This window comes from Clostridium sp. C2-6-12, assembly GCF_009928485.1.
Classification (GTDB): Bacteria; Bacillota; Clostridia; order Clostridiales; family Clostridiaceae; genus Clostridium.
On sequence record NZ_JAABNP010000016.1, the window covers coordinates 47,907 to 62,050 of the forward strand.

At 30.1% G+C, this 14,144-nt stretch carries 12 protein-coding genes; 1 reads left to right on the top strand and 11 read right to left on the bottom strand.

Features of this window, described 5'->3' with window-relative positions; genetic code table 11:
- Positions 1-333 precede the first annotated feature (333 nt).
- A complete protein-coding gene (locus GXK56_RS28560; protein ID WP_279283108.1) occupies positions 334-459 on the top strand; it encodes a hypothetical protein in 126 nt (41 codons plus the stop codon).
- 139 nt (positions 460-598) lie between these two features.
- Here the strand turns inward: GXK56_RS28560 and GXK56_RS14530 are convergent, their stop codons facing one another.
- The 11 genes from GXK56_RS14530 to GXK56_RS14580 form a co-directional block, all read right to left on the bottom strand.
- Positions 599-1,306 carry a hypothetical protein gene (locus GXK56_RS14530; protein WP_160688593.1) on the bottom strand — a complete coding sequence of 236 codons (708 nt, stop codon included), beginning with the start codon at positions 1,304-1,306 and terminating at the stop codon, positions 599-601.
- A gap of 30 nt (positions 1,307-1,336) precedes the next feature.
- Positions 1,337-2,365, bottom strand: coding sequence for a cell wall-binding protein (locus GXK56_RS28565; RefSeq protein WP_160688595.1), 1,029 nt, complete (start codon positions 2,363-2,365; stop codon positions 1,337-1,339).
- Entirely contained in the window at positions 2,365-3,186 is an 822-nt protein-coding gene (locus tag GXK56_RS14540) for a hypothetical protein (RefSeq protein ID WP_160688597.1), read from the bottom strand. Before GXK56_RS14540 ends, GXK56_RS28565 begins: the two co-directional genes overlap by 1 nt.
- A 29-nt stretch (positions 3,187-3,215) precedes the next feature.
- A complete protein-coding gene (locus tag GXK56_RS14545) occupies positions 3,216-3,854 on the bottom strand; it encodes a hypothetical protein (protein ID WP_160688599.1) in 639 nt (212 codons plus the stop codon).
- 501 nt (positions 3,855-4,355) lie between these two features.
- Positions 4,356-5,222, bottom strand: a complete 867-nt coding sequence (locus GXK56_RS14550; protein ID WP_160688601.1) for a hypothetical protein — start codon at positions 5,220-5,222, stop codon at positions 4,356-4,358.
- Positions 5,223-5,345: 123 nt separating this feature from the next.
- Complete coding sequence (locus GXK56_RS14555; protein ID WP_160688602.1) at positions 5,346-6,137, bottom strand: hypothetical protein; 792 nt, start codon at positions 6,135-6,137, stop codon at positions 5,346-5,348.
- 243 nt (positions 6,138-6,380) lie between these two features.
- Positions 6,381-7,781: a restriction endonuclease subunit S gene (locus GXK56_RS14560; RefSeq protein WP_207710271.1), complete on the bottom strand. Its 1,401-nt coding sequence runs from the start codon at positions 7,779-7,781 to the stop codon at positions 6,381-6,383.
- Between the two features lie 44 nt (positions 7,782-7,825).
- Positions 7,826-9,820 carry an N-6 DNA methylase gene (locus GXK56_RS14565; RefSeq protein WP_160688606.1) on the bottom strand — a complete coding sequence of 665 codons (1,995 nt, stop codon included), beginning with the start codon at positions 9,818-9,820 and terminating at the stop codon, positions 7,826-7,828.
- 1,089 nt (positions 9,821-10,909) lie between these two features.
- Positions 10,910-11,395, bottom strand: coding sequence for a gamma-glutamylcyclotransferase family protein (locus GXK56_RS14570; RefSeq protein ID WP_202127891.1), 486 nt, complete (start codon positions 11,393-11,395; stop codon positions 10,910-10,912).
- A 44-nt stretch (positions 11,396-11,439) separates the two neighbouring features.
- Complete coding sequence (locus GXK56_RS14575) at positions 11,440-12,348, bottom strand: amidoligase family protein (protein WP_160688608.1); 909 nt, start codon at positions 12,346-12,348, stop codon at positions 11,440-11,442.
- Positions 12,349-12,499: 151 nt separating this feature from the next.
- On the bottom strand, positions 12,500-14,077 hold the full coding sequence (locus GXK56_RS14580) for a DNA adenine methylase (protein ID WP_160688610.1): 1,578 nt from the start codon (positions 14,075-14,077) through the stop codon (positions 12,500-12,502).
- Positions 14,078-14,144 lie beyond the last annotated feature (67 nt).

The following is a 14,144-nucleotide window of genomic DNA, read 5'->3' on the forward strand; positions in this document are numbered from 1 at the left end:
TACTATGTTTTTAGTTCAACTTAGAAGACCTAATATAAAATCTTTTTAGATATAATTTTTATATTGGAAGAAATACTTTTTCTGAGAAGAGAATTATATTATATGGCTAGAAAAATAGTTTTTGTAAGAAGACAACTAGATTATATGAGAAGTGAAGTAGTTTTTCTTGGAATGAAATCAGTTTATGTTGGTAGAGCATCTAGATCATATTAGAATAAAATAAATCTATATTAGTGGAAAATAATTTTATTTATTGGCTGGAATCTGCAGGTAAAGATTTCTTAATATTTCAATACTTGAGTCTTGAAATCTGAGCATTAAGGAGAGCATGTTATGAAGTATATTTATTTTAACGAGAGATGCATGAAGCTTTCTTTAGAATACCCCAAAGATGTTAAAATAGCAGTATTTTATACATTTTTAAAGTATGTCTCTAATACAAAGTTAGGACATCTTTAGTATATAGATGTAAAAAAAATACTATAAATAATTATTGTTTGAGAAGTAGTGGCTTATCCAAACTTAACTCTATATTTTTCATTAAAGAAAAAGAACCTAAGATTAATCTTAAGTTCTCTAAGCACTGATTTTATTAAAATCAATACCGCTTATTGAAATAACCATTTATATTTCTTTTTGTACCATCTAAACTCTCAATATTATAAGAATCTAATTGCCAATATGCACCAACTTCTTTAAATTTATAGTTTGCAGTAACAACAAAATTATTTGTGTATATATTCTTATTTTCGCTTACCCCTGAATCATTCATAAAATCCACCTTAAAATTTGCTGTTGCTTTTAATGTATTTTGATTCTCATCTATTTGATTAGGCAAATCTGTATTTAACAAAACTATTCCTATCTTGCTATGCTTAGATATTTCTTGATACAACTCTGGAGAATTTTTATAATAATTCCAATCTCCATATTGATCATAAATCATTGCATCTGGTTTATGGCGTTGAGCTTCATCAGTATAGCAATACAACGCTCTTATTTCAGAATTCTGAAAATCATTTGTTACATATTGGTCTAGCTCCTTTATCATCTCCTTTTTAGGTTTTTGAACTATTGCTCCTTCCTCTATACATTTCAAAGAGTTTTTTAACAATTTCTCTAGATTTGTCTTTAAATATACGGATTTAGGTGTGTCTTCACTCTTAGGCTCTTCAGTTATTTCTTTTGCAGTACTTGCTTCAGTTTTAGTTTCTTGACTTGCATTTTTTACATTACTATTTCCACATGAAATCAGCAAAACGCTAAACAAAACTGTGCTTAATACTATATAAAATATTCTCTTCAAATCTCTATCACCTCATCAATACAAGTTGTATTAATCAGTCACAACGATATCAAATGACTTTGTAGTTCCGTTAACATCAATTGTTATTGTTGTTTTTCCTGCTTTCTTTGTAATAATTGACGGAGATATCAACCTAACATAACCATCAGCATAAGCTAAATCAAATCCACAAAATGCTATATCATCATTGCTAGAGGTAACTTTTACTATTAATTTAGGTGTTGTACCCCAATTATTCACATTTCCAACTTCTAAAGTAGATAATTGTATAGTTTCATTAGTACGACACTTCAATGTATTTCCTTTCATACTTGCACCATTGTAAACTGTTTTCGTATTTGGTGCTGTACCAGTTACTGTTGTTTTAGCTTTTGCAGGGTCTGATGAATACACTTTCCATATGCTTAATTCATCTGTGTTAAATTTTATCTTTGAATCTGTTGATACTGCTCTAGCTAATGCACCTTTATTTGGTGAATAATTACCAGTAGTTGCACCATTGCTTGCATAAACTCTGTAGTTATCTCTGTTTAGACATTTAATGTACTTTCCGTCACTTCCAAACAAATATTTTACTCCACTATTGTCTGAAACTTCTCCTGTTTGCATTACCCCATTATCATCAAAGTAATACGTATCCACATCTATGCTCCATGTATCCTTAGCATAATCAGCTCCTGTTAATTTAAAATAGTAATTATTATTTTCTTTAAACCAACTATTTTCTGAAGCTGACTTTAATGCTTCACTTGAAGGTTTCATACTCTTTGCTGTGCTAGTGCTTGATACAGATGTAGAATTAGAACTTTCTATCCACTTACCATTACTATCAAAATTGTATGTCTTATTATTTATAGCTACTGCTCCTGTCACCATATAACCATTTTCATTGAAATAGTACCATGAGCCATTAATCTGCCTCCATCCAATTGAGTAACTATTGCCTTCAGTGTTCCACCAACCTTTACTATCGTTTCTCCATTCAGCTGATGCTGATACAGGAAATATTGTTATTACTACTGCCATAACAAGTAAACTTGAAACTAATTTTTTTATCATTATTTTTTCCCCGTTTCTTGTAATTCTTTTTGTTTCTTTAAATACTCTTCCAAACTATGAGAATTCCATTTTGAAGTAGTGGTTTTATTTGTTGAAGTAGCTGTGTTAGTAGTTTTAATTGGTTGATTACTTAGGTACTCTTCAATAACACCAAATTTATCAGTTCCACCAATGCTCGATTCATAATAATTTATCGAAGCTATTCGTCCATCTGCTTTATACTTTAAGTAGTCATCTAATGACATTACTAATGCATCTTCATTTAAGTGACTCCTCCACTCCTCATAAGTTTGAGCTTTTGTAACACCATATACTTTGGCAACTCCTCCAACAATCTCACATCTTGTGTTTACTCTCACATCTTTTGAATAAGACTTTTGATAAAGCGTTGCTCTATCATTCCAATAAGGTCCATTCTTAATCCAACCTAAATCTTCTAATTTCTTTGCTATTTCTAACGTAGCTTTAACTGCTGATTCTGATGCTCTTGAATTTGAAGTATCGGTTGAAAGTATACCGTCTTTATTTAAGTAATATCCATCAATATAAGTATCTCTTAAAATATATTTATTCATAGTGTCCGCATAGTACCAATTTCCGCCATCTTGGAACCAGCCAGTTTTTACATACCCCTTGTCATCAAATAGGCTCCACTGCCAGCCACCATAGTGTTCAAGGTACCTCCAACCTGTCGCATACGAATCCCCCTCTGTGTACCAAGTTCCTTTTGCGTCATGCTGCCATGTTGCTGAAGCATTAATTGGTGTTATTGCAAATGTAGTTGCAATAACTAAACTACCTAAGATTAATTTTTTAATCATCTTCATTTCCCCCTACAATATTAACTTAATTACTTTGTTGAATTATTATCACAAAATACCCAAGCATCAGCATATATTGGTTTCCCCATCCATTCAGTATTATGTCCGACTTTTTTTATTTTCCCCTGAAGAAATAATTCATCTATCATCCTTCTAGTCATAGCTTTAGCTGATTTAAATGTAATATCGTCGTATACAATGCCTGCCCCCTCTATATAAGAAAGTGCGCCTCCTTCAGGAGTTGGGTCAGCCATATAAGTCTCATCAGCATTTTGAGATTTTGGATTAATTCTAACATTATATACCCCTTTAGTTGTCCATGCTCCATCCATTCCCAAGAAATACTGCCCTACTAACTGAAGCTTAACCATAGCACCATCAAGACTTGCTGATAGATAATACCATTTACCATCTTTATCTTGAAACCATCCTTTTTTCTTAGTACCATCTTCATTATAATAAAACCATTCCTCTGTTGTTGAAAGACTTATGGTGTTATAATAACTTTCTTTAACCCATCCAACCTTATTATTGACTTTATTAACTGAACCATTATTGGATATATTAACTGATGACTTCCACGGTGTAGTTGCATATGTATCTGTTATTGGAACAGCCAATGATACCCCAAATACAGCTACTATTAATAAATTTCGTATTTTTTTCACCTTATTATCCCCCCCCTCTGTATACATTAATAAAATATAAAAGAGCTCCAGTAAAAACATATAACTTAAATATATTTTTACTGTTGCTCTGATTATAAACTTAGATTTCTCAAAAGTTCCCTCCAGTAACAGCAAAAATACTGCTACTGAAGTTCCCTTTGAGAAATCAAGAAAAAACAGAGTTAAGTATGCGCGTCCACACACTAACCCTGCTTTTAAATATATATACAAAGGTTAACAGAATCTAATCTTCAATACCCCATATACTATATTGAAATTGAGTAACAACTCCGTTATAATATATGTGGGTGTATCGCAGACTTAGTCTGTATTGTGTGGTGGTTCAAGCACCATGCCTTGCCTGTGTCTACGCCAATAGCCACAGGTGGTACACTCTCCTATTAAATTCTTGATTTCTACAATGTCAATTTTAGCATACAGAAAAAGTAATATCAATATTACATCAAAAATTTAATAGTCTTATCTTACCCAAATATCTTTTTACTCAATATAATCAATCACAGTTTTTGCATCTTCATTACTTATAGCATCAATATAACATAGCTTCTTTCCAATACCATTTAAAGATGTCCCAAAAACAAGCCCATCATACGTCTCTTTCGTTATCCAAAACCTATCATGAAAATCTTCTAAATCATAATGTTCGAGTACTGTCCCAACTCTCTGTAAGTCTTCCTTAACATCATTGAACAATATACTATTAAACGTCGACCTCATACCATAATGGTTAATTTTTGTAGCCCCTAAGAATTTTAGAACTACTTTCAAATCTCGTACATATGCCAAATCACGCTGAGATGTGAATAAATAATTATCCGTAATTATAACAGTTTTATTTTTTGCATTCAAAGCTGTCAGCCAATCCATCATAAATGATGCTGTATTACTTATATCATTTGGCTTAATCACATCTTCATCTAGCGGAATCAAACGTTTCCCTTTTCTCCCAAGTGTTAATTCCCCATGTGCCTCTTTCTCTAGCAAAACTCCTAAATCAATATGAGCTATAATCGCTTTAAACTTATGCTTAAATTTTAAAGCTGTCTGAAGAACCTGTTGTTCAACTATATCTACATCAGCTCCTGCTGGATAATAGATTGTGTATGGTACATGTTCTTTGTTGTCAACATATACCCCCACAGATTTTAAGAAGTCAACTCCCAAGAAGCAGCCAATACCATAATTAACGTTTATTGATTCAAGAAATTCATTAAATGGTTTTATATATATATCATACGATTCTTCATTCTGAGTGTCATATAAAAGTTCCAATGTATAATACCGTTTCACTGGATGCTGTCCATCAGCATTATAAAATACTGCCTCCAAGTAATCTTCGTCTGTCATATTATTTCCTCCTCTTTAACATAGAAATTATTTGTGTATTTAACTTTAGTCTTATATGCATATTTCATACTATAGTAACTAATCTATAAATCCGCATTAACTATTTAATCTTTTCTATTTACATTATGAAATGTCTGTGTTAGTCATTATTTCTGTGCTTGTTTTATATAATGGCGTCATATAATGATTTTCTTTTAAGTATAAAACCTTACTTGCTTCATCACAATAAACACTTCGTTCGTTATATTTAGTATCTAATTTTTTAAATCTATTTTTGTTGTTATTTTTTATAAATTCATCTAAACTCATTGCTTTTCCATTTTTATTAAAAATAGCACATATACTGTCATCTACTAATAAGTATACTATATCAGTCGATGTATCATGATACGCTGTACCTATATCATATGTACACTCTGACTTTGATGATACCCCTTTAAATCTGTCAAAGTTTTTTGGATTTTTATAAAACTCTTCTTTCATCATAGGTATTCCCTCTTTATTAAAAATAGGTACTAAACTATGATTAGTTTTAAAATAAACAATTCCAGTTATTGAATCATATGTTACATATACTTTAGTTGATTTAGGTCCAATAGTATATATTGTATTATCTTCAACAGCTTTAAACTCCATAGTATTCTTATATTTATCTCGCTCTTCAACTCCAACTTGTCCATATAGTGGTGATAACGAAGATTTATCACCCTCTAAATAAACTAATTTAGTCTTTGTGTCATATTCAGCCCAATACTTATTATAAACACTGGTACTTGTATCTGTAATAAATTTGTTTTCGATTTGTTGAAATTCTCCTGAACTTTGACTCTCATATTTAAATAGAATTGCTACAATAACTAAAACTATCACAACTAAACTAATTATTACCTTTTTTTTACCGAAATATTTCTGCAAGTTCCTCTTCCTTTCTATAATAAAATTCTACTTATTATTACTTTCTACATATATAAAACGCTCTTTTAGACTTAACATAACATTTTCTTCTTAAAAATATTATAAGCTATATATAATGCCTAAATCAAAATAAAGCATAATACAAATACTGATACATTTTTACATAATAGTATTTCTTTATACTAAAAAAAGTAGCTCCTATCTTCAAATTTAGGTAAGCTACTTTCTAAATAATATTTGTTATTAACTGTTTATATAATTTATTGCTTCATCTTCTCCTTGTTCAACAGCAATCTCAACTGCTTTCTTGGCTCTTTCTAATAATTCTTTACTCTTTTTCCTATAAAGTGCATTCTCCTGTATATTGCAAACTATTGTTTTTTGTATTTCTTTTCTTATTAATGGCAATGGAATATTAACAAACTCATTCTTATTAATTGCTGTTAATATTGTACCTGAGCACCCCTTCTTCATAAGATTCTGCATAGGCTTAAGTTTAAATAATACCAATAATACTTCTGATTCGATAATATTAGAATTGATTACATAAAAACCACTTGAACATAAAGCATTATTAAATTCTTTCTCTACCAAGGCACAACTTGACAATGACCCTTCTATTGATGAAATAACAACATCATTTTCTGCAACCATTCGTCTTGCTCTAGTCGGTAAATTTTCCCCATAATCAATAATGCATCCGTTAATTTCTCCATACATTCCTATGTTAGATAATTCAATATACTTATATTTTTCTTTATCTTTAGGAATAAAATTACTATCCTTTATTTTGCATATATCACCTAATAATTTATAACCATTATTATAGTCTTCAATTAAGGTTTTATAATCATCATATTTCTTTTGATAATATTCAGCATCTAATCTTCCAGATTTACTAAATGTTTCAGCAAAATTCTTAATAACATTTGAGCTTTCATCCTCTTCATATGTATCTACACTTAACTCATTCAAAAGTAATTCTTCTGCACATTTATAACATTTATTTGCATCTAGCAACATATTATTACTTGTTTCAATAATCTGTTGTATCTTATTTGCGAAATCAACCGAAAATGGTGGTATAACTAATGATTTTATCAATGCCATATTAATATTAGGTTGCCCTGTTATCGTCTTAAATCTATTTATCTGATTCTGACCATATTTTGTATTCAAGAAAGTAGATACTAGATAAGGATTTTCATTATTTTTTAAAGTAATTTTTGCAATAGCTTGATTAGAACTGCACTTAAACTCCTTATCATATACAGCCACTCTTCCTAAATATTCACCAGCCATTGTAACTAAAACTTGATTCTTTGTACAATGTGACTTATACAACATCTTATGACTCTCTTCATTTACATATCTTAGATTACTCCAATCAATATAATTGTGTCTAATATTTTGTGTCATCAAAAAAGGTATTCCCTTATCTGTAAAAATAATATCATTACATAAAGAATAAGCTCCAAAATTTTGTATATTTTTCATCCGTTTTTCAATAGAAATAGATTCTAACTCTTTAAGTATTTTATCTGTTTTAACATAGTCCTTTTTATATGTATTGGCATCTATTCTAAAATCAATAATTGATTTACAAATACTTAAGTTAATTTCAGTTGCTTCTAACCCATCCATTAATTTTTTATATTTCACTTCATCAAATGTACTAATAGATGGGCTTATTGAAAAAAACTTAATCCTTCTTTCTTAGCAAATTCTTCAAATGCTTCAGCTATTCCATCTTCTGTTAGTCCATCATGATTATATAAATCGTGTTTTACAACTAAATGATGATGGTCATCAAGCATATATGCTCCTTCATCACCATCTACTACTCTATATATTTTTTCACCTGAACTATCTTTACTTGGCTCTCTCATTGTAGCAAAGAAAATAGGGTAATCCTCCTTCTTAGGACATAAATCATCATCCCACTTTTGAACAAATAAAACAGACGTTTTTGTTCCTGTATGAGGTTTGAATACATTTCCATGTAACCCAACTACCGCTAATATCCTGCACCTTTCTGCTATATAGTCTCTAATTTGTTTGTCTGTTGAATTATTAAACCTTCCTTGTGGTAATACAACTGCCATTCTTCCACCATCTTTTAAGAATGATAGATTACGTTCAATAAATAAAATATCTCTTCCAACCTTTGTTTGATATTTGCCACTTGTATTTTTACCCAGTTCATACTTTGCAATAATCCTACTTTCCTTTATATCTCCTGCAAAAGGCGGATTTGCCATTAAAATATCAAACTTAAAATCTCTATTTTGGTTAGATGTTTTTCTTAGCTTTCTTAGACCTTTCCACCCATCATTATATATATCTAACCACTTTTCATCCCTAGTAAAATCATCCCAACGTTCATAATCTAAAGTATTAAGATGCATAACATTAGTTCTTCCATCCCCTGCAATAAGATTTAATGTTCTTGCAACTCTTACCGCTTTTGCATCAAAGTCTATTGCAAAAACATTCTCCCTAACATAATCCTCACATTCTGGTGGTTTTCGCTCTGCAGTAAACAAATGACTTTGTGGAATACCCCTATCAACAAGCATCTGCTTCCATACATGGAATATTGTATGAACAGGGAATCCACAACTACCTGCTGCTGTATCTATCATTTTTTCATCTTCTTTTGGGTTTAACATCTTAACACACATATCAATAACATATCTCGGTGTAAAATACTGTCCCTTTTCACCTTTCTGAGACTTACTCATTAAATATTCGAAAGCATCATCTACAACATCAAGATTTGAATTAAATAATTTTACATCTTGTAAACTAGCCACACAAACTGATAAATGAGAACTTGTCAAATCGATCTGTTCATCTGGATTAAATACTCCAACCCATTTTTCCTTTGCTTTATCAAACAAAGCTTGTATCTTAACTTTTAAATCGCTTTCTGTATCTCCATAATTACGAAATTCCAAAGTTCTTTTCTTATTTCTTCCACTTTCCATTTCATCATATAACTTTGTAAATATTAGTTTAAATACTTCTTCGAAAACATCAACCCCTGCATTTGCAAGAACTTCATCTTCCATCTCTTCAATAAGACTTTTCAATGATTTTCTCTCATTGACTAATTTATCCTTTGCTACTAAATCATTAATAGTCCAACGCTCTGTCAAAATATCTGTTAGCTTCTGCGTAGCTTTAGGAATATTAGGTATATCTTCAAAGTAATTAGGGTCTTTTCTATGATAAAAAGAAATCTGTTCACCATTTGTCCATACTCCAATAATTGCTCCTGTTGCATTACAGTACGATTTTAATTGCTCTTTACCATCCTTTAATTTGGGCTTCTTAAGCTCTACAATTATTTGCGGAGCTGTTGGATGGTCTTTATCAAATATAACAATATCTGCTCTCTTTTTCTCTTTACCAAAAGTAACACTATACTCTAATTCCATTCTTTCTATTGGATAATTGTAATCATTAATTAACTTATAAATATACAATTGTCTTACTAGCTCTTCCGGCGTTAATTTTATTTCTTTGTTTCTCACCAAACAATTTACATAAACAACGTCATTTCCTTTTTTATCTTGACGCATTACTATATTTCTCTCAATAGCTTGAATTGCTGTATCTGTGAATTGTGTTAATTTATAATTTGATTCTTTTATGATTGAATTAAGTATTTCACTCATTTATAATACTCCTTTAAAATTATGTAAAACTCAAATCAATTATATCATAATCTATCATTTTTCAATATTACCTAACTTGTTCGATTTTTTCTTTATATTTAATATATATCTTTATCCTAAATGCTATTCTATAACTCTATTATTAAAGTCTAAAATTTATCAAACTACAAATTTGATACGATGCCTTACCCTTTGGCTGTGTATCTACTGTCTTTGTGTTTATCTTCTTAGTGTTTATTATAATTTCTATAAATAAAGTGTGTATATTTAGCTTTTTATTATAAAAGTTTACCCCAAAGAATGAGTAACTCTGTGTGTAAAAATATATATTGTGTCTTTTTTAATACCTTAGTATATATAGTGAACTGGATGTATTTTTCTTGCCTTAAATAAATCTATACCCCAATTCTTATATTATTTTTTAAGCTTAGGCAACAACTGAGTAATTAATCTCAGCAAAAGTTATGGTATTAATGATTTTTTAATAGGTATTGTACTTTGAGATATTATGTCGTAAGTTTTCTAATAATCTGTCGTGGTATGTGAGCATGTAATTTATTGGATGATTCTGTAGACTTGGAAATCCCCCACATGTTGAGGATATTGCTGAATCATTATGTGTGCTTTGAATGAAATACTTATAGGTGTGTAGCTATACCTGCATTTACCTTTTTGACCTTAACATTTAATATTATTCTTATATAAGATACTGTGTTTATTATTCCTTATGCTTAATATAAAAGTACATCATAAAAATTATGTTAAGATATTTATCTATCTTAAAGAAAAATAGTACTACAACTTATCAATGGCTTTTATCTTCACCATATTTCTATAAGTTATAGTACTAAATCCCTTCATTCTATATTTATTATTTTTGATACTGAAATGAAAATATGATGTTGAAAATCTCAAAATAATGTTATATTAAAAGCTCACCTAAAATTATTAGCCAATTAATAATAGAATCTTGCATATTATTTTACTTGCTTACTTTGATAACTCCAGTAAAATAAACGTAAAAATTCACTTTAAGCTTTTTATAGAAAGTTTATACGTAGAACATAAAATAGCTCTAGAAATATTATTTTAACTATCTTTTTTATTCAAAACTGTTTGAGATTTGCTATACTCTAAAGCTTCTCTTAAAAATCGTTCTTCAAATCCTGCTGTCCTATAACCAAACTGAATAGTGGCGTAGTATCTTTGACTTGGGATGCCTAGTTTTGAGTTTTCATTCATTATGTACACCATTGCCTGAACTGCTGTACCTTCAACTTCAATCACTATATTTTTCTTGTAGTAAAAGGTTGGATATCCTTCATATATATCTAAATTTCGTTCGTCCTGTGGCTTAATGTCCCACACCAATACTGGCACTGTACTTCCCTCTTTTTCTTCTATTGTTGCATAGGAATTTGTAGGTGCTCCCTTAAATATTAATTTATACCCCATTAATTCACTTTTGCCAACTACTGTAGCCGTAGGGCATCTGTACTTCATTTGCTCCAAATGTAGGTTACTTCCATAAGCTATATAAAATCTCTTTTCCATCACTATAATACCTTCTTTCATATTAATTATATCCTAAGGGTAGATTTCTCTACCCCATTAATTCTTTATGCTGAGTATCTTCTAGATGCATTTCTCCAAGCAGAATCACCGTCTAAGTTCTTAATAAAGTGATGTCTACACGTTTTAAACTCATCTCCAATTAAGCCAAGTCTGAGCATCCAACAACGAAATGCATACTTCGGATTATCTGTAATCGTTCTCTTGGAACTTGCAGACTTTTGTGTTAATGCCTGATGAGAAACTGCCAAACAGAACTGTATGTATGCCTTAATTTCCCCTGCGTGTGTAGTTGAATTAAAACATCTAAACTCAACTGTACCTTTTGTAAATGTACTATGTAGGTTTAATCCATGATATCTAGTTGAATTATAATGCCTTGACCGATCTTCTTGTGGATATTCTGAATACCAAATATCAGCAAGTTCAGCAATTGTCTTAGGCTTTTTCTTATTAACTGTTTCTATTAATTTCTCATTTACCTTTTTACAATATCTAAGTCTTGCATAAGGGATTTTAAGTGATGTATAGAGCATGTCTTCCTTGCTAGCAATTATATTAACTAGGTTCTTTAATGTTTTAGGTGTATGCCTTGAAGCATCTATGTGGATGTGTACCCCACAATCAGAGGTAACAAATGCTCCTTGGTGTCTAACTAACCTTACAATCTCCTGCAAATCTTCAATATCTTCATATTGTAAAATAGGACTTACAATCTCAACCCTATAAACTTCATTAGCATTGACTATTTTTCCTTGCTCCTTTTTCTTGGGTGAAATACTGGAATCACTCATAATCTTCCAAGTTCTGCTTTTGCTATCTTTAACTGTGTATATATTGTAAGAGCCTCCTTCGAACTTAACTTCTGCTCCGAAGTATTTTGCTATTACTCTAGCTGTTGCATTTCTTGTTATTCCAGTTAACTCAATTTCAATACCAAAGTTTTGTGTTTTCATTATTAACTCCTCCACTCGTACATTCGTTCTCTTGGTGTGTATGTACTATAACTCTGTGTGTTTATAGAGTCAACTAATATTTTACTTTTTTATAATGTTTTCTCAAATGTATACCCCAAAAAGGTACACCTAAACAAGTGTACCTTTAATTCTATGATATATCTCTATTTTCTTTTCTTATTCTATCTAAAAACTCTTCATATGTTTCCTTTATAATACCTCTCTCACCATCTATTACATATTCATACTCTTTATTTTTTAACTCTGCTTTATGTGCCTTTAACCCTTGTACAGTCGGTGCTACAAAATCAAAATTTGTAATCATTATTTCATACTTATGATTTTCATGTTTCTCATATCTAATGACATACTTTGCTATGTCTGCATACATTTCAAAATATCTTACAATATTACCAATCTTAACTTCCCCTATTTTCTTATCTTTGTTTCTATTTTTATTATTATTTGTTATTCTATCTCTACATGAAAATATCCACTTACCTTTGAAATTTTTTAAACTGTCATGCAATGCTATATGGTCGGCATCTGTAAATCCTTTATCATATTGCTTAGTTCTATAGTATGGACTATCGGAGTATATTAAAGTATCTTCTTTATTAATTTTTTCATCTTCTATTACATTCTTGAAACTAGAACATCTAATTTCTACATCTTTCAAACGTTTTGAATATTCACTAATTCTGTATATGTTATTTGTAAACTTCTTATAATTTTTTTCATTTACGCCTGTAATAGCATTTTTACCAATAGCCTCAAAGCTATGTAAATAATAAAATTCCAATGCTCTTTTAACATCAGCTCTATCCTCATCGAATATGAATCCATTTTTTTCTTCATTAACTGTCTTAGAATTTTGATACTTCTTAATTTCATCCCTAAACTCTGTATAAATTCCCAGTGAATATTCTATTTCTTCTCTATACTCTGAAATTTCAAGTTTATGCGCCACTTTTTTTCTCTTCGTATCTTCATCAGTACCCCCCAAAAACCTTGATGCGTTATATCCTTTTTCCCTTTGGTTATCTATTCTCTTTTGGTATTCGACCTTTCCAATATCTAATATTTTCTTTTTCCTTTTTGCCTTAATTTCCTGTAATAAATTCTTGCATTCATCCTCTAATTCTTTTGGTTTGAATTTGATTACTGCTAAAAAATTTGCGACAGATTTATCCCAATCATTCACATATCCCTTTGTACCTTTTCTCATATGTCTTGAAGCAGTTACTGCTCCTAAACCTCCAAATAAATCTACAAATTTTATATATTTTTCTCTAGATATAATAGCATTAAATAGGTATAGCAAGTCTAAACTCTTCTTACCATCTCTATGTAATTCAATATCAGCTCCCCAATCATGTCCTTCTCTATAATATCTAACCGGTTCTAATCCCCATTTTGTGAATGTATTATGAGCTAGTCCTAAATCTTCAATTACTTTATTTTGAACTCCTTCTGTTTTTAATTCATCATATAAACTATATGCAATGAAGAAAATAGTTCTTCTATACAACATAGGAATTGTCTTCCCTTGCCTTGCATCAAGAAGTTCTTTCATTATAGTGCATGATGTTTCATGATCTGCTCTTCCTATTTTAGATAATTTAGTTAATTCTTCTTCAGTTATTGTATTATCTGCATTATATGCCTTTGTTGAACCAGTTCCATCTGGTACAATCTTTTTTAAAAATTCAATAAACTCTTTATCCATAAATTCATATCTCCATACAATTAAATTTTCTTAATTGTATATTAAATTTTGTGAGTTTACAATAAAA